General features: G+C 37.5%; 41 protein-coding genes. 5 read left to right on the forward strand and 36 right to left on the reverse strand.

The genetic code is table 11. From position 1 onward, the window contains the following. Positions 1–22: 22 nt before the first annotated feature. From EQJ87_RS02650 to EQJ87_RS02755, 23 genes are all read right to left on the reverse strand, one after another. A complete protein-coding gene (locus EQJ87_RS02650) occupies positions 23–331 on the reverse strand; it encodes a hypothetical protein (protein ID WP_130122781.1) in 309 nt (102 codons plus the stop codon). A 140-nt stretch (positions 332–471) separates the two neighbouring features. Next, complete coding sequence (locus EQJ87_RS11815; protein WP_130122780.1) at positions 472–603, reverse strand: DUF1660 family phage protein; 132 nt, start codon at positions 601–603, stop codon at positions 472–474. Next, complete coding sequence (locus tag EQJ87_RS02660) at positions 600–842, reverse strand: hypothetical protein (protein ID WP_130122779.1); 243 nt, start codon at positions 840–842, stop codon at positions 600–602. Before EQJ87_RS02660 ends, EQJ87_RS11815 begins: the two co-directional genes overlap by 4 nt. Continuing rightward, positions 820–1,185 (reverse strand): helix-turn-helix domain-containing protein, encoded by a 366-nt coding sequence (locus tag EQJ87_RS02665; protein WP_130122778.1) that lies wholly within the window; start codon positions 1,183–1,185, stop codon positions 820–822. The genes EQJ87_RS02660 and EQJ87_RS02665 overlap by 23 nt, the downstream gene beginning before the upstream one ends. Before the next feature lie 56 nt (positions 1,186–1,241). Further along, the gene (locus EQJ87_RS02670) at positions 1,242–1,406 is read right to left on the reverse strand and encodes a hypothetical protein (RefSeq protein WP_010905361.1); all 165 of its coding nucleotides are present in this window, start codon (positions 1,404–1,406) and stop codon (positions 1,242–1,244) included. Next, positions 1,403–1,702 (reverse strand): hypothetical protein, encoded by a 300-nt coding sequence (locus EQJ87_RS02675; RefSeq protein ID WP_130123213.1) that lies wholly within the window; start codon positions 1,700–1,702, stop codon positions 1,403–1,405. The genes EQJ87_RS02670 and EQJ87_RS02675 overlap by 4 nt, the downstream gene beginning before the upstream one ends. Further along, positions 1,695–1,889: a hypothetical protein gene (locus tag EQJ87_RS02680; RefSeq protein WP_130123214.1), complete on the reverse strand. Its 195-nt coding sequence runs from the start codon at positions 1,887–1,889 to the stop codon at positions 1,695–1,697. The genes EQJ87_RS02675 and EQJ87_RS02680 overlap by 8 nt, the downstream gene beginning before the upstream one ends. Beyond that, complete coding sequence (locus EQJ87_RS02685) at positions 1,879–2,208, reverse strand: hypothetical protein (protein ID WP_130123215.1); 330 nt, start codon at positions 2,206–2,208, stop codon at positions 1,879–1,881. The genes EQJ87_RS02680 and EQJ87_RS02685 overlap by 11 nt, the downstream gene beginning before the upstream one ends. Next, the gene (locus EQJ87_RS02690; RefSeq protein ID WP_130123216.1) at positions 2,205–2,654 is read right to left on the reverse strand and encodes a DUF3850 domain-containing protein; all 450 of its coding nucleotides are present in this window, start codon (positions 2,652–2,654) and stop codon (positions 2,205–2,207) included. The genes EQJ87_RS02685 and EQJ87_RS02690 overlap by 4 nt, the downstream gene beginning before the upstream one ends. A gap of 108 nt (positions 2,655–2,762) precedes the next feature. Continuing rightward, positions 2,763–3,332: a DUF1642 domain-containing protein gene (locus tag EQJ87_RS11670; protein WP_223804487.1), complete on the reverse strand. Its 570-nt coding sequence runs from the start codon at positions 3,330–3,332 to the stop codon at positions 2,763–2,765. Next, a complete protein-coding gene (locus tag EQJ87_RS02700; RefSeq protein WP_130123217.1) occupies positions 3,325–3,540 on the reverse strand; it encodes a hypothetical protein in 216 nt (71 codons plus the stop codon). Before EQJ87_RS02700 ends, EQJ87_RS11670 begins: the two co-directional genes overlap by 8 nt. Before the next feature lie 77 nt (positions 3,541–3,617). Next, positions 3,618–3,749, reverse strand: coding sequence for a hypothetical protein (locus EQJ87_RS11770; protein ID WP_255411620.1), 132 nt, complete (start codon positions 3,747–3,749; stop codon positions 3,618–3,620). A 119-nt stretch (positions 3,750–3,868) separates the two neighbouring features. After that, complete coding sequence (locus tag EQJ87_RS02705; protein ID WP_130122775.1) at positions 3,869–4,123, reverse strand: DUF1031 family protein; 255 nt, start codon at positions 4,121–4,123, stop codon at positions 3,869–3,871. A gap of 27 nt (positions 4,124–4,150) precedes the next feature. Beyond that, on the reverse strand, positions 4,151–4,378 hold the full coding sequence (locus tag EQJ87_RS02710; RefSeq protein ID WP_130123218.1) for a hypothetical protein: 228 nt from the start codon (positions 4,376–4,378) through the stop codon (positions 4,151–4,153). Further along, on the reverse strand, positions 4,362–4,577 hold the full coding sequence (locus EQJ87_RS02715; RefSeq protein ID WP_130123219.1) for a DUF1125 domain-containing protein: 216 nt from the start codon (positions 4,575–4,577) through the stop codon (positions 4,362–4,364). The genes EQJ87_RS02710 and EQJ87_RS02715 overlap by 17 nt, the downstream gene beginning before the upstream one ends. 101 nt (positions 4,578–4,678) lie before the next feature. Then, positions 4,679–5,104, reverse strand: coding sequence for a RusA family crossover junction endodeoxyribonuclease (locus EQJ87_RS02720; RefSeq protein WP_190289003.1), 426 nt, complete (start codon positions 5,102–5,104; stop codon positions 4,679–4,681). Then, complete coding sequence (locus tag EQJ87_RS02725) at positions 5,094–5,315, reverse strand: hypothetical protein (RefSeq protein ID WP_130123220.1); 222 nt, start codon at positions 5,313–5,315, stop codon at positions 5,094–5,096. The genes EQJ87_RS02720 and EQJ87_RS02725 overlap by 11 nt, the downstream gene beginning before the upstream one ends. After that, on the reverse strand, positions 5,296–6,099 hold the full coding sequence (locus EQJ87_RS02730) for a helix-turn-helix domain-containing protein (RefSeq protein ID WP_130123221.1): 804 nt from the start codon (positions 6,097–6,099) through the stop codon (positions 5,296–5,298). The genes EQJ87_RS02725 and EQJ87_RS02730 overlap by 20 nt, the downstream gene beginning before the upstream one ends. Positions 6,100–6,228: 129 nt before the next feature. Next, positions 6,229–6,579, reverse strand: coding sequence for a single-stranded DNA-binding protein (locus EQJ87_RS02735; protein ID WP_043735388.1), 351 nt, complete (start codon positions 6,577–6,579; stop codon positions 6,229–6,231). 69 nt (positions 6,580–6,648) lie between these two features. Then, positions 6,649–7,425 carry a PD-(D/E)XK nuclease-like domain-containing protein gene (locus EQJ87_RS02740; RefSeq protein ID WP_130123222.1) on the reverse strand — a complete coding sequence of 259 codons (777 nt, stop codon included), beginning with the start codon at positions 7,423–7,425 and terminating at the stop codon, positions 6,649–6,651. Then, entirely contained in the window at positions 7,425–8,231 is an 807-nt protein-coding gene (locus EQJ87_RS02745; RefSeq protein ID WP_130123223.1) for a recombinase RecT, read from the reverse strand. Before EQJ87_RS02745 ends, EQJ87_RS02740 begins: the two co-directional genes overlap by 1 nt. A 99-nt stretch (positions 8,232–8,330) precedes the next feature. Further along, positions 8,331–8,594, reverse strand: coding sequence for a hypothetical protein (locus EQJ87_RS02750; RefSeq protein WP_130123224.1), 264 nt, complete (start codon positions 8,592–8,594; stop codon positions 8,331–8,333). 1 nt (position 8,595) lies between these two features. Beyond that, a complete protein-coding gene (locus EQJ87_RS02755; protein WP_130122764.1) occupies positions 8,596–8,796 on the reverse strand; it encodes a helix-turn-helix domain-containing protein in 201 nt (66 codons plus the stop codon). 166 nt (positions 8,797–8,962) lie between these two features. Here EQJ87_RS02755 and EQJ87_RS02760 point away from each other — a divergent pair, with 166 nt between their 5' ends. Next, the gene (locus tag EQJ87_RS02760; RefSeq protein WP_130122763.1) at positions 8,963–9,190 is read left to right on the forward strand and encodes a DUF2188 domain-containing protein; all 228 of its coding nucleotides are present in this window, start codon (positions 8,963–8,965) and stop codon (positions 9,188–9,190) included. On the opposite strand, the gene EQJ87_RS11505 is transcribed toward EQJ87_RS02760, so the two are convergent. Genes EQJ87_RS11505 through EQJ87_RS02775 form a run of 5 tightly spaced genes read right to left on the reverse strand, consistent with a single transcriptional unit; the run spans position 9,187 to position 10,689 of the window. Then, positions 9,187–9,330: a hypothetical protein gene (locus EQJ87_RS11505; protein WP_190289001.1), complete on the reverse strand. Its 144-nt coding sequence runs from the start codon at positions 9,328–9,330 to the stop codon at positions 9,187–9,189. The two genes, EQJ87_RS02760 and EQJ87_RS11505, sit on opposite strands and share 4 nt — an antisense overlap. 12 nt (positions 9,331–9,342) lie before the next feature. Beyond that, positions 9,343–9,471 (reverse strand): hypothetical protein, encoded by a 129-nt coding sequence (locus EQJ87_RS11775; protein WP_255411621.1) that lies wholly within the window; start codon positions 9,469–9,471, stop codon positions 9,343–9,345. Then, on the reverse strand, positions 9,468–9,716 hold the full coding sequence (locus EQJ87_RS02765) for a hypothetical protein (RefSeq protein ID WP_130123225.1): 249 nt from the start codon (positions 9,714–9,716) through the stop codon (positions 9,468–9,470). The genes EQJ87_RS11775 and EQJ87_RS02765 overlap by 4 nt, the downstream gene beginning before the upstream one ends. A 12-nt stretch (positions 9,717–9,728) precedes the next feature. Next, positions 9,729–10,439, reverse strand: a complete 711-nt coding sequence (locus EQJ87_RS02770) for an ORF6C domain-containing protein (protein ID WP_130123226.1) — start codon at positions 10,437–10,439, stop codon at positions 9,729–9,731. A 16-nt stretch (positions 10,440–10,455) separates the two neighbouring features. Beyond that, a complete protein-coding gene (locus EQJ87_RS02775) occupies positions 10,456–10,689 on the reverse strand; it encodes a hypothetical protein (protein WP_130123227.1) in 234 nt (77 codons plus the stop codon). Positions 10,690–10,979: 290 nt separating this feature from the next. Between EQJ87_RS02775 and EQJ87_RS02780 the strand changes: the two genes are divergently transcribed. From EQJ87_RS02780 to EQJ87_RS02795, 4 genes are all read left to right on the forward strand, one after another. Beyond that, positions 10,980–11,327, forward strand: a complete 348-nt coding sequence (locus EQJ87_RS02780; protein WP_130123228.1) for an XRE family transcriptional regulator — start codon at positions 10,980–10,982, stop codon at positions 11,325–11,327. A gap of 28 nt (positions 11,328–11,355) precedes the next feature. Continuing rightward, the gene (locus tag EQJ87_RS02785; RefSeq protein ID WP_130123229.1) at positions 11,356–11,919 is read left to right on the forward strand and encodes a hypothetical protein; all 564 of its coding nucleotides are present in this window, start codon (positions 11,356–11,358) and stop codon (positions 11,917–11,919) included. Positions 11,920–11,981: 62 nt separating this feature from the next. After that, on the forward strand, positions 11,982–12,320 hold the full coding sequence (locus EQJ87_RS02790) for a DUF898 family protein (RefSeq protein ID WP_130123230.1): 339 nt from the start codon (positions 11,982–11,984) through the stop codon (positions 12,318–12,320). Positions 12,321–12,442: 122 nt separating this feature from the next. Then, positions 12,443–13,588 (forward strand): tyrosine-type recombinase/integrase, encoded by a 1,146-nt coding sequence (locus tag EQJ87_RS02795; RefSeq protein ID WP_130123231.1) that lies wholly within the window; start codon positions 12,443–12,445, stop codon positions 13,586–13,588. Positions 13,589–13,669: 81 nt separating this feature from the next. Here the strand turns inward: EQJ87_RS02795 and gyrB are convergent, their stop codons facing one another. The 8 genes from gyrB to EQJ87_RS02830 all read right to left on the reverse strand — a co-directional run bounded on the left by gyrB (position 13,670) and on the right by EQJ87_RS02830 (position 22,477). Further along, positions 13,670–15,625 (reverse strand): DNA topoisomerase (ATP-hydrolyzing) subunit B, encoded by a 1,956-nt coding sequence (gene gyrB, locus EQJ87_RS02800; RefSeq protein WP_130123232.1) that lies wholly within the window; start codon positions 15,623–15,625, stop codon positions 13,670–13,672. Positions 15,626–15,803: 178 nt separating this feature from the next. Next, a complete protein-coding gene (locus tag EQJ87_RS02805; protein WP_130123233.1) occupies positions 15,804–16,430 on the reverse strand; it encodes an HAD family hydrolase in 627 nt (208 codons plus the stop codon). A 137-nt stretch (positions 16,431–16,567) separates the two neighbouring features. Beyond that, positions 16,568–17,650 carry a hypothetical protein gene (locus tag EQJ87_RS02810; protein WP_130123234.1) on the reverse strand — a complete coding sequence of 361 codons (1,083 nt, stop codon included), beginning with the start codon at positions 17,648–17,650 and terminating at the stop codon, positions 16,568–16,570. A 3-nt stretch (positions 17,651–17,653) separates the two neighbouring features. Then, positions 17,654–18,553, reverse strand: coding sequence for a DMT family transporter (locus EQJ87_RS02815; protein WP_130123235.1), 900 nt, complete (start codon positions 18,551–18,553; stop codon positions 17,654–17,656). A gap of 62 nt (positions 18,554–18,615) precedes the next feature. After that, positions 18,616–20,130 (reverse strand): ribosomal protection-like ABC-F family protein, encoded by a 1,515-nt coding sequence (gene abc-f, locus EQJ87_RS02820; RefSeq protein WP_130123236.1) that lies wholly within the window; start codon positions 20,128–20,130, stop codon positions 18,616–18,618. 52 nt (positions 20,131–20,182) lie between these two features. Then, positions 20,183–20,344, reverse strand: coding sequence for a hypothetical protein (locus EQJ87_RS11510; protein ID WP_190289025.1), 162 nt, complete (start codon positions 20,342–20,344; stop codon positions 20,183–20,185). A 269-nt stretch (positions 20,345–20,613) separates the two neighbouring features. Beyond that, positions 20,614–21,375, reverse strand: a complete 762-nt coding sequence (locus EQJ87_RS02825; RefSeq protein WP_130123237.1) for a (S)-acetoin forming diacetyl reductase — start codon at positions 21,373–21,375, stop codon at positions 20,614–20,616. 31 nt (positions 21,376–21,406) lie between these two features. Further along, complete coding sequence (locus tag EQJ87_RS02830; RefSeq protein ID WP_130123238.1) at positions 21,407–22,477, reverse strand: 2,3-butanediol dehydrogenase; 1,071 nt, start codon at positions 22,475–22,477, stop codon at positions 21,407–21,409. Positions 22,478–22,526: the final 49 nt, after the last annotated feature.

Below are 22,526 nucleotides of genomic sequence, written 5' to 3' on the forward strand. Positions count from 1 at the left end.
GTTCCCAGCGGGCTTTTTTTGTTTACCATAAAATTTGAATGAATGATTTATAAGTCTTAATTCCTAAAAAATTCTCTCCATGGATTTCTCTAAATGCTATGGCAAAACCATCACCGAGCTTTTCTTTTAAAAGAGAAGTTGTTTCTTTATTCCCTAGTCTCAACCTTAAATAACTATCACACTGATCACTTACTTGAATTCTAAAACCTGTATATCCTTTTTCGGCTGAAATCCTGATATTATTTTCTAAATTTGCTTTTTTGTACCATCTCTCAAACCATTTTTCATGCGATTCTTTTTGAGATGATTTAATTTCATCAATTAATGTCATTTTATTCTCCTAATATCCAAACCACAACATTTTTAGTAATAACAGTAATGCTGAAAATAAAAGCAGACAGACCAGAATAATTAATATCCAGGCGATGATATAACCAATTGCACTACTTATCTTCTTCATTTTTCTCCACCTCAATCCATGTGTTTATCAAGCCAAATATCAAGCCATCTTACTTGCAGCCCACATCTCCTGCAATATGGGTGAATATTATACAGACAATTGAATCTTAAATCATGCCCGAACAGCTTACACATTAGTTTCATTGGTTGTCCTCCTCAAATACTGATTGCAAATATTCATCAGAATATGGACAATAATTTTCATCATCAGTCATCCGTTTTTTCAGTTGTTGCCAGTTTGAAAACTGACCAATAATTAAATCATTGTCTCCACAAATATCACAAGTATCTTCGGCTTCTTCTAATTCTTCTCCTGGAGTATCTTCTGGCATCAGATAGATTCCTCCGTCCAAATGATTTTCAATTACCCAATATTGTTTCATTCAATCCCTCCAAGTTAAGTCTATCGCCAACTAATTTAATAGCACTTTTTATAAATTCTTTCTCTGATTCATTTGCTTGAATATAAGTTTTAATAATCCAATCTAAGTCAAAATCTTGAGCGCCCTCGTATCGAACTGGCATATCAGTATAGCCAAGTAGATATTTTACATCTACATCGAAAAAATCTGCAAGAATTTGAGCTTTTTCTGCATTAGGATTAATTCCTCTTGTTTCATAGCTTGATATGGTAGATTTTTTTATTCCTATTTTTTCTGCAAGTTCTACAAGGGTTATCCCCCTTTTTTTCCGTAGTTCTTTAATTCTATTCGAAGTTGTTGCCATTGCAGTACCTCCTTTCATCATCCCCACCAGTCATTCCAGCGATATTAGTTTGTCGGTCATAACTTAACTGCTATCTTCCTATTACCTTTATCGCGCCTTGAATTAACTGGCCTTGACCACCATTTAATAGTTGTAGGTTTAACATTTAGTAATTTAGCAAGTTCGTCAGCTGTTCCTTCTGCTATAAATTTTTCGCCTTTATATATTGCGTATTCAATCATCCCTCCACCACTTTCACTAAATCAACTCCGAGGGCTTTGCCTGCGAGGTAGGCGATTATTAATTTAGAATTTCTTTGATTATTGTCTTCACAATTAATAAAATCATAAAACTCATCTGAACACTTGCCAGTTTTGGAATAAATATCCCGAAATTCCCAATCCATTCTCAAATATTTATCAGCTTGTTCCGCAATGCTTTTCGGAATTGTGAGAATTTTCCTCATATCACGATATCTGTTTGCATCTTGCTTCATCATTTCTTCGTAAACGATTTCAGAAATTCTTTTATTATCCATCGCCGCTCCCTTCAAGTTTTTCACCGCACATTGGACAAAAGCTTGGATAAATTCTATAAAATCTTTTACCTGTCATTTCATGCAAGTTATCCATAACTGCTTGTTCTGGTGTAAGTGGTTGTAGCAATGGTCTAGCATATTGCACAACCTTCATATAATATTCACTTTTACATTGATTACAGCTCATCACCGCCTCCAATCACTGAGAGTGCATCAAATGCTATTCCGTCAATTCCTTCTAAAAGTAATGCAGTATCTACGCTCAAATCATAAATTTGGTTATGTTCTTCGATATTTGCTCTGATTTCTATCAGTGCCTTTTTCAAGGCTTCGCTGTCTGCTTTGAGCTTTTCGACTTCTCTTTCCGCAGCTAATTTTTCTTGATGAAGTCCCACAAATTCTGTAGCAGTCACTAGCTGAATTTTTTCATCTCTAATTTTTTGAACTTCTTCGTCTCTATAGGGCGCAAGATATTCCTTTAGGTTGTCTTTGGCTGTTTCTGTCATTTAATCACCTCGATTCCAAGAACCATGTAACCGTCAGGTAAGTGGTCTGTATGGAAGTAGTCCTTCAGAACTTCCTCAATTTCAGACAAGATAAGCACTTGACCGTTAATTACTGTGTGGGCTGTATCATCCCCGCTCATAAAATCAATTCCTTCGTTGATTTCATCAGCAGATAAAACATAATTGATTTTCACTTTGATTGTGTCAGCTTTGCTTTTAACGCAAGGGCTATCATCCTTATCAAGATATGTCTGACGTTTGTTAGTCATGATAGATATTGCAAAACGAATTGGAACCAATAATTTTTCTAACCAACTAATTTTTTTCAGTTCTAAAATATCTCCAACTTGAAAATCACGGTCATTTTTACGAATTTCAAAGTTCTTCTTACCTGATTCGACATCATCAAAATACTTGATGTCTAATTTTAATTCGTGTGTTTTCATTTCCATCCTCCATCTACAAAGATAAAATCGCCGCTGCAATAATTGCAGCCATTATGATTACATAGCCAACAGCTAATTTGATGAGTTGCTTTTTAGTCATGTCCATTTTCACTCTCCGTCCTCCACATACTCATTTTTATGCCCGCAAATTGAGCAAAAGTTAGAACTGACATCCTTGTAGCCACATACAGGACAAGGGCTGACTGGTGTTTTCGGTTTTTCGACTGTGTAGCCGTAAAGCCATGCACGAAGAATCAAGTTGATATTATCATCATTTCTTTGAAAGAAAAGCCACTCATTCACATCGTCTGGCATATCCTCATCATCTAGTAAAGCTAACGCATTTTTACTTTTTCCTTTTACACATTCAATCCATTTCCCCACACACTCAGGCACGACTGGAAGGGCTTGCGGTTTACAATAATCCATATGCTCAACTTTAGATTGCTTTTTATCTTCTTCTAACAATGTTTTAATGCTCAAATTTTCAGCTACCAATCGTTGATTTTCTCGTTCAAACTCTTTAATTTCATCTCTGAGTTCTTTATTTTGCGCTTTTACCGCATGAAAAGCTTCTCGCCATTCACGATGGTTTTGGCGCAAAGCCTGATTTGCATTATTTGCAATAGTCACAGGTTCTGTTGCTGGTGCATAAACTTCTTCAAACATCTTAGTCATTTTTCTCCTCCGCGAATGATTCTTGAATAATTTTTTCAATTTCTTCTTTTTCCAATTGCTCTAAATGGAATCCACATACTTTCGCTCCATATAAAGTAAGGGCACGACGCACATTTTCAACCATGAATTCTTGCATTTGCTCTGCATCATAGAGAGGAAAACCATAGTCATTTTCTTCATACTTTGTTTCAATTTTGCTTAGTTTCATCCATCACCCTCCAATTACCGCACCAACGACAAAGCTGACAATCAGCAATATCGCAAGGAGCGTTTTTTCTTTTTTAGTCATTTAATTCTCTCCATTTTAAAAACTGGCTTAGTTTCATATTTTTTATAGATTTTTTTACGTCTAGTTTTATATTCTTCTTCCAAAGATTTAAGTTCATCTTCTAAAAGATTATGCTCTTTGTGAATCATCCATTTTTCGCAGCGCGGACACCTCGCATCATCGATCCATGCTGTTGGTTGTGAGCTACTATGACGGCAATAGGGACAGGTTATATCTTTGTAGCATGGGTCGCTCATTCTCCGTCCTCTCAATCCAAAACGATAATCGTTTCTTTCAATTTCCGCTCCAGTAATTTAAAAAGATGTGGGTAACTCATGGGCCTGCCCTGATTGTAAAGCGAACAAATATCTCGGTAAATTTGTACCTGCTGCTGCTTCGAGTTCCTAACGCCTTTTGTATCGCCTGGAACGTCAATCCAGACAGAGTTTCTCCGACCTGATAAATAACCCTGCTTTACATTCTCATAAAGCGCCAGAAGCGTTAGCGTGTCAAATGCTGCCATAATTAACCTCGTTTCAAACGTTTTTTATTATTTTTCAGTTTCCTTAACTCTCCAGCCAACCAAAAATCTGTGAACGGTATGGCCGTTAATTTGAACTGGCGCTGAGGCTCCAAGTACGTCATAATTAAGCACTGGTCCTTTTATCAAAGCTTTTGGTGCTCGGCCGATGTAGTTTTGATAAGGGCCAGTTGATTGCTCTGTGATAGCTAGCCAGTCCGTGTCTGGAATATGCCTGATCTCAGTTTTCAGTTTCATTTTTTACATCCTCTAAAATAGCTTCAAATTCATTATTATCTTTAGCAGTAAGTGTAGTTACTTTTCTCCATAAGAAAGCGGCATTAAAAACACTCCTGTTATTTCCATATTCAAAAATAATAAGCTCATTCCCTTCTTGATCTAAAAAAGTAATTTTAGCTGGGGCTTTTATCGTTTTTAATAAATCTTCTACTGTCATTTTTCTACCTCATATTTTAGCTTCTAAGCGCCTTTAGCTTGTTCGTGATAAATTATCCATGAAACAGTTTAAGCGCTCAATGTAACCGTAATTTTCATGAATTAAAGCCACTCTACTTCTTCAACTTCAATTTCAATCCGTGGTCGCAAGCTGTAACGCTTCTTTGCGTAAATATCACTGATTTGGTTGTCGTCTGGCCATGCGTGCTTGTTTAGCGCATCAAGTACAGATTTCTGCAAATTATCAATGTCCGGCTTTTTAACTACTGGAATTCTTTCTGCTTCAAGCGCTGCTTGATTCTTTTTTACTTTTACTAGCGCTATCGGTGGCTCAAGATAAAATCCCAATTTAACAAATAGTGGCCTTCCTGAAACTTCCTGTTTCAATTTCAGTAATTTCCACTTGAATAAGAGCTGAGCTTTCCAAGCCATGTATTCCTTGGGCATATAAGCTTTTGTAAATCCGCCTCTACTACTAAATCTAGGCCTTGGGCTTGCCATCGGATTCATTGCTATTTCAAATTTCACTCGCTTCTCCATAAATCATTATTTCGGTTGCTGCCTCGTTATCGATTTTCTTAACCGATGCGATAAAAGTCGCTGGGCTCATTACAATTTCTTTTTCGTGGGCCCAACGCACATATCGTACAAACTGCTGGTAAGTGACTCCTGGAACAAAGCTCAAGTAATACTTCGCAAGTTCTTTATCAAAAGCACTCTCAGGTATTTTCCAAGCCATTAAGTAGTGCCTCCACTTCCTCATCTGTCATGTATTTTCGGTCTTTGAGCGTTTTTGGTTCTGACCATTCTGGTGCTCCTTTGACGACTTTGTTATTTTTAAATCCTTGAATAGGCGTTAAATCATAGTCATCTTCCCAACCCTTACCGTTAAACCATGTGCTACCATGTTTTATATAGTTTTGTTGGGTATTTTTAACTCTTATTTCTTCCAAATAGTTTTCAAGACCCGTTTTAATCTCTTCGTCTGTCGTTCCAGATTTTACAGCTCTTTTATAAGCTAATAGAGCTTTCGGTTTTCCTTTTTTGTTAGGATATGTTTTCCAAAGATTGTTAAATCTAGTTTCTAAATCAAACTCTTTATCGGACTTGTCCGATATATTATTATTTGATATATTAATTGATTTATTAGATGATATATTATCTTTAAAGTTTTCTTTAATACCCTCATAAAGATTTCTTTTAGGGGTATTAAAATTTTCTTTAATACCCCCATTAAGTTTATTTAAACAGGGGTAGATAAATCTTTTTTCGATTTCTCTACCAGAATATTGATATTCGAGGTTTATATATCCTTTATCCTGCAGCTTACTCAGGGTATTTGAAATTGTAACTTTTGTTTTTCCGTACCTTTTGGCAAGATATCCATTTGATGGAAAAATACTTCCGTAAGAATTTGACATAGTATATATTTCACTAAAAAGAAGTTTTTCAAAATCATTTAAATCATCAGCTTCCACAATTGGAACTGGGATTTGATTGAAGAATTTTGTGCTTTGCTCCACACTTTCTCCTTTCTTCAATATTTATTTTCAAGTTTTATTTTTCAAATTAAAAGCTGGCGATGAGTGTTATGCTGTGCATCTACTCATTGACTTTACGGCTCGTTACGCCACCCTCCAGCTTCGGTTTAATTAAAATGGTAGGTCTTCGTCATTGATTTCCATATCTTCTCCAATGTTTGGAATATCTTTGGCTGGATATGAATTTGAAGCAGCCCCTTTTGGTTTATACAAACGTTCAACGGTAGGAAATGCAAAATTATTATTCAAATACTGACCATCTTCTTTTTGCTCAATTCGCCCACTTATTGTTAGAATATCTCCTGGCTCAACTTTGAAGTTGATAAATGCCGATGCATAGACCCATTTCCCAGTTGAATCTTTAATAATAGGGGTGCTAATTACTTGCTTTTCACCTTTTTGTGTATTGACTGTTCTAGTATTTTTATCATTAACTTGAACAACTGTGGTTATAATACTCATTATTTTTTCTCCGTGTTTTCATTAATCCATTCTGCAATTTCTTTAAGAGCTGCAGCATTGCTCATAGGTTTAAATTAAATCTGAATACGAAATCGTTTGAATATTTCGTTTTGTTGCTTTGCAATAGTTACATTGTTCACATCTTACTGGAACTCTTCCATTCAATACTTCAATATATTTATCAGTAAATTCGCAAACCTCATCAAGCGAATCATCCAACCAATCTTGCGGAATAGTAATTCCAGCACTATCTGGAAAAGTTTCTTTAGTTACCGCGTAAATAACTGGACTAATATTTTTTCCGATTTTTTCATCGTCAGACTGCCTTAGTATTTCTTGATAGATAGCCATTTGCCACAGATATTTTCTTGCTTTAATCCAGCTCACTCTTCGGTATTCAGTTTCTGACCATTCCTTATCTCTGATAGAACCTCTGATTGTTTTGATATCAATAAATATATTTCGCTCGAGATTCAAACAATCTAGGAAGCCGTGAAATTCAATTCCTTGAATTTTTCCGAAGATTTCAAGTTCTTTAACTCCTTGGTAGATTGTTTTAAATAATGGATCCTTATCAAGCGTTTGAACCATTTTCTCAGCAATTTGAAATTGAGACTTCAAACTTCCTTTTTTAGTGAACATGTCTGATTCATGCTCTGATTTAAACTCCTCTAAAGCCTTATTGCTTTCAAAATATTTATGAACATAGCTTCCTGCATTCATAGCTTCAATTGTTGATGGAGAGAAAGTGGCTTGTCTATCCCACTCTTCAGCCATAACCGCAACAGCTTCGGCTTCACAATCAGAGAATGCTTTTAAACTTGAAAAACTTAATCTTTTTTTCATCAACTTTTACCAATTGGGAACAATTCTTCCACTTCATCTTCTGGAAATTGTTCCTGGCTTTCTGCAGAAGATTCATTCTGTGAAACTTCAGAAGTCACTGGTTCATCAATTGAAATAACTGGCTCATCTGGTGTAACATCTTTAGCGTTTTCAAAACGTTCACTATCATCTTCTGTGATTGCCGTTTGAATCATTTTTGATTCAATAGATGCTGGAGCGTATTTAGTAAGCATGGCTTTTAAAACTGTTTTTTGAGCCATTGCATCAAAGTGGTCACGCCATGGACCATTAGCTGATTTGACGAACTTTTTCTTATGAGCCAAAACTTGCTCTTTTGACCAATAAGTAACTTTTTTAAATCCGTTAGCTAATTTCATGCTTGCAAAATATCCAACTGCATCTCCACTTGCTTGCTGAGTAAAATCAAGTTCTAACTCTTCAAAAAGTGGATCATAGCTTACAAATTGACTTTCATATACAATTCCGCAATTAAGTCCAGTCAATTGGCCACTTCGTAAAGCTAATTGAATAAACCCTTTATATCCAATTTGAAATTGCGCTTCTCTCCCATAAGGAATTACATAAGCAAATCCAAGGCTTGGTTCAATTGGTAAATCAAGAGTAGCTGCTTTCATTGCTGCAGTCATAACGCTATTTGCTTCTACTGTTTTTAAATTGGAATTACCAACTACTGACAGTAAACTTGCGACGAATCCATCTGCTTTTTTTCCTAGAACTTCTTCGAACTTCGCTTTAACCTCTGGGCTTTTCAGCGTTTGTTGCGTTTTAGTGATTTGATTTGACATTTAATGTTCTCCGTTTCTGATTTTTGTTGAAACGTGATATAATCTAAGTGTTAATTTAAGACACATCACGTCTTAGCTCGCATTCCCGTGCGGGCTTTTTTATTTTGCATTTGTAATAAACTCAAAGCGGTCAAGATTGTGGTCTTGTTCCCACGCTTCACGATAAGTTTCGTTCTCCATCGCACGCTGGTACCAATAGCGCACCTGGGCACAAGCTTCAGCGTGTTCTTGCGAAGATCGAGCGCCTTGTGCTACTGCTTGTTCGTAAAGTGATTTATAATCAACCTCTACCTCTTGGAGTTTATGACCAAATGGTGTGGGGATCAACCGGACTTCTCGCCCGTTTCTGATTATTGTTTGCATTTTATTTTCCTTTCTCTCTAAATTCATCTAAGCTGATGTCTAGCGCATCGGCTATTTTTATCATCGTTAACCAGCGTGGATTTTCAGAGTTTCTTTTTTTAAGTTGATGAATTTGTTGTGGACCGAGCCCTGTTATTTTTCCAAGTTGATACTCAGTCATGTTTTTTTCATCAAGTTTATTTTTTATCTTAGACCACAACATTTAGTACCCCTTTCTTATTTTTTATATAATTAAACGCTATATATAGTGTTTTAAGTTGACTAAAATAATTTGTAGCAGTATAATATAGTTAATGAAATTCAGGACAAACCCGTTAATACCAACTAACATCCTCCTGGCTTTCAAAATATTAATGAAAGGAGACTATATGCCAGGTAAAAATCAACATGTTGTCCCAGATAGTAACGGTGGTTGGAATGTTAAAGGAGCGGGAAACTCTAAAGCTACTGCAAACTTCAGAACTCAAGCCGAAGCTATTAACAAAGCAATTCAGATTTCTCAAAATCAAAACTCTGAAATGTTTATCCACGGCCGTAACGGACGAATCCGTGAACGTAACAGCTATGGCAATGATCCATTTCCGCCTAAAGGCTAATTTTTAATTTTAGGCTTAATTCTAACTCTATAACCTTGCTCTGGTTTCACTGTATCTGCAGTGATTGTCGCAATGGTTATGGAGTTTTTTTCATCTGTTTCTACAACAATTGATTCTATTTCTTCAAAATTTATGCTCATCTTTTCTCTTTTCTAGCGGAGCACCGCATTTAATTTCTTAGCAATGAGCTTGATTGCTCTAATGTTTTGTGTGATTAAGTCGTGTACCAGGTCAAACAAGATTTCACCCGTTTCAGGGTCGACCACAAATGTGTAAGTCACGATAACTCCTCATACTCGAATTTAGGTTTTCGTGCTGCGCCTTTATACTTTTTTTCAAATCTATCCCAAGCTACAAAAGCCGGTACAAACGTAATGCGTTTCCCTAGATTAATTACGTACTGAGGAGCTACTTTTTCAAATTTCCTAACTTTTATCATCACAGTATCTTTTTTGACCCCAAATGATTCGGCTAACTTTTCATCATTGAACCAATAATCAGAATCAATCTTTTTGTAATCGACCATGAGATTTCCTTTCTAATCCAAATCAAAACTAGTTTGCGAATTCAAAGCTCGAATTTCAAGCGTAGTATTAAAGCTCGGTTGCCACATATCAAGATATTCAAGCGCCTCGTCGTAGCGACTGAGCGGGATATCGCTATATTTCACGACGTCGAAACGGTTGTTCAAATCTTTGTAGAATTCTTTGAAAACTTTCCCGCCCATTTTCTTATGAGCGTTTGAATCTTTGCCTCCAGTGAACATATAGACTTTATGACCAATTTTTTTATTCAGGACTTTAGCTTTATTTGATGGAAGCCCGAAGCGTTCTTTTAAATCGGTTACCTCATCTTGAATTTGTTCAACTTTTTTATTCAAGTTCACGTTACCTTGGGCTAACAAAATTATTTGTTGTTCTGGAGTTTGAGGTAAAAGCTGTTGTTTATGCTCTTTCTCGACTTCAATAAAATATTGACGTGCTTGTTTCCCTTTTTCATTACGTTGAATCATGGAAATTTCTTTTGCCATGTCAATTTTTAACGCATGGTCAACACTTGGACGACCGCCTAGTTTTGAACTTTTTTGTTCAAAACCTATAAAATCAACGTTTTCAGTAAATCCATATTCTGCCATTCTTTCAAACCAAATATGATAAGGAGTTTTGACTTCTAAAAATCCATGTAGTTCACGACCGCTTACTACTTGGTCATTATTTTCATTTTGTGTGATTGTAATTAATTGATTCATTTTTTAGAATCCTTTCTTAGTCTAAATCAAAATATTTAACGAGAAATGTGATAAACCACTTTTTCGATTTCGTATATTTGATATCTCGTCCGTTCAAAATCTTGCTGATATCTGTATTGGCGAATTTGTAAGGTGGCTCTTTGATGTTCTCATAAGCCCAAATAACATCTTTATTTCCTTTACCTTCTCGCTCCAAATACTCAACAATTTTCTTTCGCTGAGAATCAAAACTTTGTTCAACTTCTGACATTTTTATCCTCCTAACTTTAAAAGTTAGATAAAAAGTTAGATTTTTTGCTAGTTCACTCTTGACTTATTCTAAACTTTAGTTTAGAATAAAGGCATAGTTAAAACGCTCAAATAAACATAGTTAAACCGCCTGCCAGCTTATTAAACGTTGTTTGTAATGAGGTGTTTTCTAAACTTTTATCTAAGTTTTTATCTTACAAAACATATTTTACTAAACTTTTTGCTAGTTGTCAACCCTAAAACTCGTTAAAAGTTTAAAAATATTTTTTGTATCTTTTTGGAGGTGCAGAAATGACGGTTTATGACCGCATAAAAGAACTTGCTGAAAAACGTAAAATGACCGTTTCAGAAGTGGAAATAGCATTAGGAATGGGTACCAATTCTCTATATGCATGGAAGAAAAAAATACCAAATGGTGCAAATTTGGAAAAAGCTGCTGATTATTTTGGGGTTTCTGTTGACTATCTCCTTGGTCGTGACGAGACTAATCCTGTAGATAGAGCTATTGATTTGGCTGAAATTGCTAATAAACCAAAAGATTTTGATTGGGATAGCGTTCTATCATTAGGAGGGAAACCAATCCCTGAAGAAGATAAAGAATTGATCCGTAGGTTATTTGCTCATAAATTATCAGATTAAAAAACAATAAAAGAGGGGACGGTGATTTATGACAGCAAAGGAGCTGCTAGAAAAAATCATCACTGAGATTGAAAAATTAGGAATCGAACTAAAAACTGGAAAATTATCCGGGGCTGGCGCCTACATCTCTTATAAAAATGGTTTTGGGATATTAGACATGGACAGAGTTTCTGTTTTCGGGGCTTGTCACGAATATATTCACGTCAAAAACAAAGATTGTATTCGTTGTTCCGAAAATGATTGGAATAACCCTTGCGAAAGAAAAGCTGACAAAGAAGCAATTCTATATCTTTGGCAACTTTTTGAAGAAAGCGGCGGAACTGTCGAGGATATGACACGGTTTATCGAGATAACTGAATGCCCGGATAAATTGGCAAAAATCATCATCCTCAAATCAAAGATTAAAGAATGGGATAAAGAGGAAGTCGAGGAGCAGGTCTATCTATATTTAGATGCAACTGATGAAGAACCTCAACATTGGAACATTTATCGAATAATGGATGCCTGTAATATTGACTATAAATGGGAAAATTTGGTTAATCGTATCATTGCAGAAATTTATAAAAACTTTTTATCTTCTGGACGAATATAAATTAAAAAACTACGAGCAATATCTTGATTCTCGTTAAAAGCTAGGTGTTTAGGGAGAAATTTATGAATAATGAATATGGTCCTGCAACTAAATGGGGGCGTCAATCATTCTTCGACGGAGGTTTATTGAGTTTTATCGGATGGAATATTTTAGGTGCAATTATCACTGCAGTAACTTTCGGTATCTGTTATCCTTGGGCGTTATGTATGGTTTATGGTTGGAAAATCAATCACACGGTTGTTGATGGTCATCGCATGAGATTCAGCGGTTCTGCAATTGGTCTCTTCGGGAACTGGATAAAATGGTTGCTTCTTTCAATTATTACCTTAGGAATTTATGGCTTTTGGTTATCAATCAAACTCGAGGATTGGAAAGTAAAGAACACGACATTCATTAACTAAAAACAAAAAATCCGCCCAAGTTTGGCGACTGGGGGCGGATTTAATCTCAAATACAGTAGAATACACTAAAATATAGTGCCTTTTACTGTACTCATTTTAACAAGAAATGGAGTAAAAATCAAATGTGGGTAGAAAAATTAAAAAATGGTAAGTTTAAATACTGCGAACGCTACGCTGACCCATACACAGAAAAAACCAAGAAAGTTTCAGTTACTCTTGAAAAAGATACTGCACAAGCTAAAAAACAAGCCTTGGAGTTGCTCAATGAGAAAATCAATAATCTTACCAATACGGATAATGTAACTATCAAAATAACCCTTTATGAGCTTTATGAAGAATGGTTCGCAAGATATAAAACAACTGTCAAGCCCTGGAGTTCCATAGCCACTAAAAAAGTTATGAAGAAAGTATTTTCATCAATTCCAAAAGAAACTTTAGTGAAAAATTTAGATAGAAATATATTTTTAAATTTCTTAGATGAGATTTATACTTTTGGTAATCTATCTTATTCCTATTCAACTCAAATAAAAAATACTTTAAATAATATGCTGAACTATGCTGTAGAACGAAAATATATTTCCAAAAATCCTGTTAGTATTATAAAAATACGAAGAAAAAAGGATGAGGAAGAAAATTACAAGAAAAAAATGGATAGCAAGTTTTTAGAGAAGGATGAGATCATTAAAATTATTAACTTTCTTAATCAAAAACAAACAACTCAGCTTCACGCAAGAATCATCGAATTCTTATGGCTTACTGGTTTAAGATATGGTGAACTACAAGCTCTACAATGGAGAGATTTTGATGGAGCGAGCATTGATGTCAATGGTACACTTGGAGTATATGATCAGACAACAAAAAGTATTACAAAAACTAGTACCAAAACAATTGCAAGTAATCGAGTAGTTGATTTACCTCAAAGAGCTATTGATATACTCGAAGAGACTAAAATATATAATAAAGCGTTACACGGTCATGTTCTTTCAAATGATTATATCTTTCTTTCTCGAAGAGGTATTCCGCTTAGTATATCAGCATTTAATAGAAAGCTAAAAATACTACAAAAAAATTGCAATATTGATAAAACTCTATCCAGTCATATTTTTAGACATTCTCACGTCTCTTTATTAGCTGAACTCAATCTACCTTTGAAATCAATAATGGAACGTGTGGGGCATTCAAATGCTAACACAACATTAAAGATATACAATCACGTAACCAAGAAAACAAGAGCTGAAGTTATTGATGCTTTGAATAATATAAAATAAACTGCCCCTTTTCTGCCCCTTTTTCCTTGGATTTATAAAAACTATAAGAAAAACCCTTGATATACAAGGGTTTTTACTATATTAGGCGTCAATGGTCGAATATTGCGCATTTGCTTCGATAAATTCACGACGTGGCTCAACGCGATCTCCCATAAGCATATCAAAAATTTTGTCTGCTTCTGCGGCATCTTCAACAGAAACACGCGCCATGAGGCGATGTTCAGGATCCATTGTGGTTTCCCAAAGTTGATGATCGTCCATTTCTCCAAGTCCTTTATAACGCTGAACCGTTGGTTTTGTACGCCCTTGCGCCCAACGTGCCAAGGCTTCTTGCAAATCTTTTTCTTGATTTTCGCCCGGTTGAATGTATTCTTTAGTTTCCGAGCCGACTTTGATTCCGTAGATTGGTGGTTGAGCAATGTAAACGTAGCCTGCTTCAACCACTGGTCGCATATAACGGTAGAACAAAGTGAGCAGGAGCGTGCGAATGTGAGCTCCGTCAACGTCGGCATCGGTCATAATCACCAACTTGTGATAGCGGGCCTTGTCCAAATTGTAATCTGCGCCAAATCCCGTTCCCATTGCTGTAAAGAGCGAGCGAATTTCTTCATTGGCGAGGATTTTGTCCATGGTTGCTTTTTCCACGTTCAAAATCTTACCACGAATCGGTAAAATTGCTTGAAACTCACGATTTCGACCAGATTTTGCAGAACCACCGGCCGAGTCTCCTTCGACGATGAAAAGTTCCGTTTGCTCTGGTTTATTCGATGAGCAGTCCGCCAATTTACCTGGTAAGTTCGAAATTTCCAAACCAGATTTTTTCCGAGTTACTTCACGCGCACGTTTGGCTGCAATCCGCGCCTTGCTGGCCAAAATTCCTTTTTCAACAATCTTGCGTGCAACTTGGGGATTCTCCAACATGAAAGTACTCAAAGCTTCAGCAAACAGTTTGTTGACAATCCCTGTGACTTCTGAATTTCCAAGTTTTGTCTTGGTTTGACCTTCAAATTGTGGGTTAGGGTGTTTGACCGAAATCACGGCCGTCAACCCTTCGCGCACATCATCACCTGTCAGATTATCTTCATTTTCTTTCAGAATTTTGTTTTGCTTCGCGTAATTATTGATGACCCGAGTCAGAGCTGTCCGAAAACCTTGTTCGTGCGTTCCGCCTTCATGCGTGTTGATATTATTGGCAAACGACATGACCACAGAATGATAAGTATCCGTATATTGCATCGCTACTTCAACTGTGATGCCATCCATTTCTCCCTCAGTAAAAATCGCTGGCTCAAAAATAACGGTTTTGTTTTCATTGAGGTATTCGACATAAGATTGAATCCCACCTTCATAAAAGAAAGTGGCTTGATTTTTCTCATGCTCTTCTCGTTTATCCGTCAGTGAAATCCGCAAGCCACGGTTCAAAAAGGCTAGTTCACGGACACGCAACAAGAGTTTTTCGTAATCAAACTCTGTTGTTTCTGTGAAAATCTCAGGATCTGGCACAAAGTGAACCGTTGTCCCTCGACGATCTGTATCGCCAATGACTTTCAAATCATCTCCGACGAGTCCACGGTGATATTCTTGATAATATTTTTGGCCGTCTTTGTGAACGGTCACATCCAGCGTTGTAGACAAAGCATTAACAACAGATGAACCAACACCGTGCAAGCCCCCTGAAACCTTGTAACCGCCACCGCCAAATTTACCACCAGCGTGCAAGACTGTGAAGACTGTTTCCACTGCAGGACGCCCAGTTTTCTCTTGAATATCAACAGGAATCCCCCGACCATCGTCAACAACCGTAATCGAATTATCAGGCTCAATAAAAACCTCAATATGACTAGCAAATCCTGCAAGTGCTTCGTCAATTGAGTTATCTACAATCTCCCAAACTAAATGGTGCAAGCCTTCTTTTGATGTTGAACCAATATACATCCCTGGACGCATCCGAACAGCCTCAAGCCCTTCAAGGACTTGAATCTGACTGGCATCATATTCCTCAGCAAGCATTTCTAAATCTTTATTTTCTTCGTTCAAAGTTAACTCTCATTTCTATGAAAAACTTATTACTATTATACCACAAATTGCACATTTTGGCGACCTTACACGCCAAATCATCGCTGGTTTTCACTGACTTTTCAAAGAAAACAAGGAGATAAAAAAGTAAATTTCATTGAAACTTACTTTTCTTGTTCATTTTAAAAGTGTAAGGGACTTAAAGCATCTCTCGAAGACCGTGAATGGTATGATCAGCTTTAATCTTACTGACGGATTTTTGATCCGCAGAAAAATCACTGACGGAACTGTCAAAAAAGATTGTCGCCACTCCCGCTGCGAGACCAGCCTCAATGTCAAGCGCTCTATCGCCAATCATCACCGTTTTTTGAGGATCCAAGGCATATTTTTCCAATAAATATTGAATCGAAACGGGTGCTGGTTTGCGCGGAAAGCCGTTATCGCTAGTGACAACTTCTGTAAAATAAGGCTCAATTTTTGCCGCCGATAAAATCGTCAGCACCTGATTATTGCGATGCGAAATCATGAAATTTTTTCGCCCCGCAGCTGCGATTGTACTCAGCACTTCTTGTGCCCCGTCAAAAAGAATAGGTTTTTCCAAAACTTCTGCTTCCAGACGCTTGTATTCAACCAAAAAATTGGGAATATCGCTTGCGAATTTCTCCACAGCACACGCTGTTGAAATTTTTAAAGCATTGTAAACTTCCTCGTGCAAAACCACGCGCTCTGCTAACTCCCAGAGCGTTGCCGCAAAAGCATGGCTAGAACTTTCATAATTATCCAGCAAAGTTCCGCCTAAATCCCAAATATAATTTTCGTAGTCCATGTTACTCATTATACCATATCCCATAACTCGAAATTCAATTTAAACTTCATTCTCCAGCAATTTCTTTTCGTTGATTACGGCCTGTCAAATCGGAAACAATAACTTTCCATTGAGAAAATAATGGCTCAACTGTCCACTCATTGAGCTTCGTAAATCTTGACAGGTATTGCCGGCTTTTTGTCTTTGGACATTTGTCCTTCAAAGTAATCTTTGAACAAAGCTTTGTGAAGTTTAGTCAGCGTCAAAAATCCTGTCTGCTCGATTTGCTCTGATTTTTTAAAATCAAATTCTAGGCGCCAAAGAACAGGCTGTTTGACAGGAACCCAAGTAAAACCCTGTCCTATTTCAAGCTTTTTTTGATAAGACAAATCTTGAACTCTGTCAAATTCTCGCTTAGTCATCTGCGGTTTTTTCGAATGATTTAGAGAATCATCGCGGACAATCTCAGCAAATGGGTCAACGTTATATTTCAATCCATCAGTGGCAAAGGCAAATTCCATTTTTTTCGTGTCTTGATTAACCACGTAGTAAACCTTGCGGTCTTGCACAAAAAAGGCGCTTTTAAACTTCTCCATAGCCTGTCGTCCAAAAAAACTGACAAAAAGGATGCCTACATAAAGCAGTACTCTCTGCAAGGGACGCTTCTTCTTTTTGACGGGAGTGATTTCCTCCAGCAGCTTTTCGGTGAGCAAGCTTTTGTTGCTTCCGGCATTCTTTTCTGCCCAAATTTCTTCCAAGATTATCGCCAGCTCGATAACTGACTCATCCAACAAAATCCCTGGAATGCTCATAACTAGATGTAAGCCGTATTTCTCCTTGATTTTGGCTTTGATGCTAAATTTTTCAAACCAATGTGTTTTTTTGAATACCGCCGTCTCTGGTATTTCGACAGCAATAAAAATAGATTTTTTCTCCATGAAAATGGCGGAAATGTCCGTCCATTTTACACTCACTTCCTGTGGAAATGCCCGTAAGCAAATTTCATTTTCGTCCAAAATCAGCAAGTTTGCCCGACTGTGACGAATCAGAAAATAAACCAGATATAAAGCAACCACAGTCACTAACATTATTGTCAGCCAAAGATACAAACCAAAATCGAGTATCCGAAAACTTTTTAACATCCAAAAAAGATAAGCTCCAATGAAAAGTTCAAAAATCCAAAAACCTAGCCATACAGCCGTGTTTCTTTTAACGGTAATCGGTAAGTAAATTTTTTCCATAAATTACCCCTGCTCAGACCGCGACAACAAAATGACCGATACGATGACAAGGACAATCGCAAAAAGCGCAATCCCAGTTAACTTTAATCCAAACAATGGGATGCTGACAAAAACAGAGGTCAAGGGTTCTGTTGCAGTTGCAACGGAGACTACAAGCGGAGAAATCAATTGGAAGGCACGCAAAAGAAAGAGAAAAGCTAGCGCTGTTCCGACGATAGAAATCGTCAGTACATAACAAATGGCCAACGGCTCCACATGAAAAGTAATGTGCCAAATAGGATAGAAAATATTGCTGGCAATTCCTGCAAGCATCATCCCCCAACCTGTCATGTTAAGCGCCCCATATTTGTCGAGTAAAGGACGAGGTACAATCGAGTAAACCACCACTGCAACAGCTGAAAGTAAGCCAGAAAGGATGGCCAGAGGGCTAATTGCTAAATGGCTCATGTCTCCATTAGTAATCAACAAAAAAACACCTGCCATTGCCAAAATGACAAAGAGGACGGATTTAGGTTTTGGTAACTGTCTGCGAAAAATGAGTAAATAAAGCATAATAAAAACGGGTGCTGTATACTGTAAAATTGTCGCCGTAGCACTATTAGACAATTGAATCGCAGTATAATAAAAATATTGGACAGAAAAAACGCCACCAAAGACATAGAGAAAAAGAACAGGCATATTTTTCTTTGATTTCCAGACATCAAAAAAATGTTTACGATCACGACTGAAAGACATCGTCAGCAAAATCACGCCCGCAATCACCAAACGTGTTGAGGTAATCCACAGTGGACTTCCGTGATAATCGCGGAAAAAAAGTTGGCCAAAGATGCCCGAAATTCCCCACATACAGCCCGCGACAATAGCATATAATGTCCCTTTAAAAATTTGTTTTTTTACATTCATTAAACCATTATAGCAGATAGTATTCTAAAAAAGTTGAGTGAAATCACTCAACTTTAATTTTATTAATTTGGGGCTTGAAGATGGATTGTGGCGGTGGCTACTTCTGAGATAAAACTTTGGTCGTGTTCGACAATTAGCATAGTCGGTTGAATGGTTTTGAGGAGTTGCACAATTTGGTCATGATTAAAAACATCCAAGTAGTTGAGTGGTTCATCCCAGAGGTAAAGTTGGGCATTCTCTGAAAGACTGCGAGCCAATTCAACCTTTTTTTGCTGCCCTTGGCTCATGGTTTCAATCGTTTGATCAAAAACATGACGCTCCATACCGAGCTTTCGTAAGTTGGCCAGAAAAGTTTCGTAATCAAGTTGATTTTCTTGAGCAAAATCTTTGAGTAAGCCACGATTATCATAGATTTGACGGACATAGGAGACGTGAATGCCTTGGGCCATTTGTACGCTTCCTTTTTGTTGTCCCTCAAACTTGCCTTGTAAAGCCTTGAGAATGCTGGATTTCCCACGACCATTGGCACCAGTGAGCGCTACAATTTGTCCCTTTTTCAGATTAAAATTAATCTCTTGAAAAAGCAATTTGTCCGAAAATGCGAGAGCAAAATTTTCAAATTGCAGCAAGGTTTTATGGTGCAACGGTTGAAAATTTAGGGTCAAGGATTCAATTTTCTCAATGTTTTGGAGCAATTCTTCTTTTTCAGAAAGCGTTTTGGTCAATCTTTTTTCCATTGATTTGGCACGCTGATTTTGTTTTTTGGCTACTTTTTTATCCACAAATGTCGCGCCCGCTACATTTTCACGTTGATTGCTCCAATCACGTTTTTCTAGTGCGGTTTGTTTCAATCTGGAAATATCTTTTTGTAATTTGTCGTTTTGAAGGATTTCAAAGTCATCTCGCCGTTTTTTCTCTTGCTCATAGACTGAGAAATTTCCTTGATAGAGCTTGAGCTGACGCCGCTCAATGGCTAAGGTGTGGTCACAGACGGCATCTAAAAAGCCACGGTCATGCGAGACAACAATAAAGCCAGATTTACGTTTGAGATAGTTGGCAACTTGCGTTCGGCTTTCGATATCCAAATGATTCGTCGGTTCATCAATCAATGGAAAATTTGTCTCATCCAAGAACAAAAGTGCCAGCAAACACTTGGTTTGCTCACCACCAGAAAGGGCTGAAAAAGGTCGCCAAAGCACCTCTAAATCAACATGGAGCAGACTAAGTTCTCGTTCGAGCTTCCATTGTTCTAACTCTTGCTCGGACAAGTCATCCAAAAGATAAAAAGTCAGGTTTGACAAATCCGTCAGCATTTTCTCTGAGCTTTTGGAACTTACGTCAGCATTTTCTCTCGTTTCCGTCAGTATTTGTGGAAAATATGTAAAGTTTTTCTGACTGATGATTGTATTTTCTGTTTTAATTTTGCCTCGTAAAATCTTCAAGAGTGTGGATTTTCCACGACCATTTCGACCGACAAGACCCAGTTTCCAGCGGTCATCAATATTGATTTGGGCATGATCAAAAATTAAATTTTCATCATATCCAAATGTTAAATCTTTAAATTCAATGTTTGACATTTCTTTCTCCTCTTACTTCTGAGCATTAAGAAATTTGCTTGAGTTATTTAACTCAAATTCCCGCTTTCCTTGGCGCATTGATTTTTGCCCCGTGTTGATTTTGCTTGGTTGCTTTCACTGCAGACATTCCGTCAGCATTTTTTCCAGCAAATTGCGGTTTGTTTTTCTTAATTTGTTCTAATCTTGCTTGCATTTCTTTTTGTTTTTGATTCATGAAAGTTCTCCTTTATAATAAAAACGCCTTTCACAACTTAGGTGAAAAGCGTCTGAGCTTTTAAATTTCGACAAAGCGCCGAATTAAAAAAATCACAAAAGCCTATCTTTTCTAAGTTGTGAACACAACAAAAACACTCGATTCTCGACTGTTTTTAAAGTTCGTCACTTAGATTTTCAATAGACCTTACCTCGTTCATATGATTGACTTCAGTATAACATATTTTAAAAAGAGCTGTCAAGGCAAAAACTTGACAGCTTTTTTTAATTTTAATGGAATTGCATTCCGCCATCTACGATAAGCGTTTGCCCAGTGATGTAGTTAGAGTCGCTTCCAGCAAGGAAGGCCACGGCGTTAGCCACATCTTCTGGTTCTGACAAACGTTTAAGCGCGATGTCTTTGGCAAATGTTTGCATCCCCCATTCGTCATCTTTACCAGCATTTTTGCCGACTTGGTGAGCGATGTCGAACATCATTGGCGTTTTAACGATACCAGGTGCGTAAGCATTGACTGTAATTCCTTCCTCAGCCAAATCACGAGCGGTGATTTGAGTCATCCCGCGGATAGCAAACTTAGATGAGCTGTAAAGCATGAGGTTTGGATTTCCGACAACACCAGCTTGTGAAGCGGCATTGATGATTTTACCAGCATGGCCCAATTTACGGAAAATAGCTGTGGCAGCTTGGGTTCCCCAAAGCACACCGCCGACGTTGATTTCGTAAACTTTATGGAATTGTTCAGGTGTGATGGTTTCAATTGGTGTTGTTGGTGCGACACCAGCATTGTTAATCATGACATCCAAATCACCGAATTTTTCAACAACAGCATCAAGGGCTGCAATCACTTGTTCACGATCAGACACATCAGCTTTGACCGCAAAAGCATTTTCGCCCAATTCAGCGGCTGCTTTTTGAGCAGTTTCCTCATTGTAATCCACAATGGCAACTTTAAATCCGTCATTGTACAAACGTTTAGCAATGGCAAAGCCAATCCCTTGACCCGCACCAGTAACTACTGCAACTTTAGACATTTTTTCTCTCCTTTTAGATATGGATAAATTTTTATAAACTTTTTTCTGTTGGTGAAACAAGAATTTTGACCGCTGTTTCATTATGGTGAATCAATGTATCAAAACCTTTATCAATCAAATCATCCAAACCAATCTTGCTTGTAATAAATTGACTTAATTTAATCTTGCCTGTTGCCACAAGATCAATCGTTTTGGGATGGGTATTATTGTAAGCAATCGTTCCTAGCAAATTGGCTTCTTTGATGACCAATTTTGCCATATCAACACTGGCAGGCTTGCCCCAAATCGCAACAACCACAATTGTTCCACCCATACGAATCGCATCCAGACACGCATCAAATCCTGCTTGAACAGAAGTACATTCAAAGGCCGCGTCAACGCCTGCAGCATTGATTTCATGTACTTTTTCAAGAATGTTGTCTTCTATCGGGTTAAAGAAATAATCAGCAACTTCCACTTCTTGGGCTTTTTGACGACGAAGGCTGCTTGGTTCACTGATAATTACCGTGTGACCTTGGGCCTTAGCAACAGCAGCTGTCAAAAGGCCAATTGGACCTGCTCCAACAACAAGAACGGTACTATTTGCAGCAAGATTGGCACGCTCTACCGCATGATAACCTACAGAGAGTGGTTCAATCAAAGCAGCTTCATCAAGGGGGAGATCATCAGGAATCTTATGTACCCAACGCTCATCCACAGCAATCTTTTCGGCAAGTCCACCACCATTCCCGCCAAGACCAATAAAGTTTGACCCTTCAGAAAGATTATAGTGTCCATTTTCACTCGTATCAGTTCCTTCCGGAACAATATAAGGTTCTACGACAATGTGGTCTCCAACTTTCACCGAAGTGACACCAGCTCCAACACTACTTACAACACCTGACATTTCATGCCCAAGTGTAACGGGTGGGACTTCTTTTGTTATCGGATTAGGGTGTTCGGCTGATGGACAAAAAATAGGGCCATCTAAAAATTCATGAAGGTCTGTCCCACAAATTCCGCACCAAGCGACATCAATACCAACTTGACCAGCTTTTACCTCTGGTTCGTCGATTTCTTCCACGCGGATATCTCCACGATCATAAAAACGTGCTGCACGCATTTTTTCTCTCCTTTTTATTAAAGGTTGTCGTTTCAGGCAATCATTTTAT

The organism is Lactococcus sp. S-13 (assembly GCF_004210295.1).
Taxonomy (GTDB): Bacteria; Bacillota; Bacilli; order Lactobacillales; family Streptococcaceae; genus Lactococcus.